Annotated in this window: 2 protein-coding genes; both read right to left on the bottom strand. The window is 33.8% G+C overall.

Going from position 1 to position 893, the window contains the following annotated elements:
• Nucleotides 1-21: 21 nt before the first annotated feature.
• Complete coding sequence (locus tag GC098_RS39475) at nucleotides 22-231, bottom strand: alpha/beta-type small acid-soluble spore protein (protein ID WP_171649783.1); 210 nt, start codon at nucleotides 229-231, stop codon at nucleotides 22-24.
• 53 nt (nucleotides 232-284) lie between these two features.
• Nucleotides 285-812, bottom strand: coding sequence for an RsfA family transcriptional regulator (locus GC098_RS41985; RefSeq protein ID WP_171649782.1), 528 nt, complete (start codon nucleotides 810-812; stop codon nucleotides 285-287).
• Between the last annotated feature and the right edge of the window lie 81 nt (nucleotides 813-893).

Here is an 893-nt window from a genome sequence, read left to right as displayed (position 1 = left end):
GCTTGCTCCTACATCAAAGGATTAGCGTTGGAAGCTGGAAAGTTGTTGCTCAGCTATTTGCACTAACCTTTTTGTAATATTGCCACCTATAGCACCTGCATCGCGTGTGGCAAGGTTTCCGTTATATGCATTTGGTTGGAATGGAATTCCAAGCTCTTGAGCTATTTCAACCTTTAACTGATTTAAAGCAGCCTTTGCTTGTGGAACTACTAATGTGTTGTTATTAGCCATTTATGCAACTCCTTCTCTGGGTGTAATATTAGGATGTGGAGTTTAAGGAAATCTTATACATTTAAATTTGAAGTTAAATTTCTAGCTCTGTTCATGATATTGAGAAAGGTTTGAATATCATCTGCTCCAAATTGGTCATTAGTTTTTGCTGTATCAGAATTTTTCTTTTTAGATTTCAATTCAATTATTTCATTCTTAAGTTTTGTATTCTCTTGCAATAATTGTTCAAATATATGTGCTTGATCTTTTGCTATTTTGATAATTTGTCTGAATGGATCATCATATTGCTGCCAGGGGTTATCAGATGTTGCTGTGCTAGATACAGTAACAAATACTTCTCTTTTCTGTGCTTTTTGTTTACTCCTACATGCTTTTGCTACTAAAATTTCGTTCTCATACTTTTTTCGTATTTCTTTATTCCAACGAAAACCACAAGCTGCCGCGGTTCGATTTATTTTTTTCCCAGATTCTTCAAATGCTAATAACTGAGTACTTCCAGTTTTAATATGGTTTATCACTGTCTCAGCTAGAATTGCGTCATAGTTATCATTCCAAGCATCTTCGCGCTTCTTATCTTTCAATTTAACTCCACCTACTTCAATATATTGTTGTTATGCATTGTTGCCTATGGTATTAAATTTATTCAAAGTTAATGTATAAAA

It is taken from the genome of Paenibacillus phytorum (assembly GCF_013141715.1).
Taxonomy (GTDB): domain Bacteria; phylum Bacillota; class Bacilli; order Paenibacillales; family NBRC-103111; genus Paenibacillus_E; species Paenibacillus_E phytorum.
The sequence above is the reverse complement of the archived record's forward strand: the minus strand, read 5'-3'. Positions and strand labels throughout refer to the sequence as shown.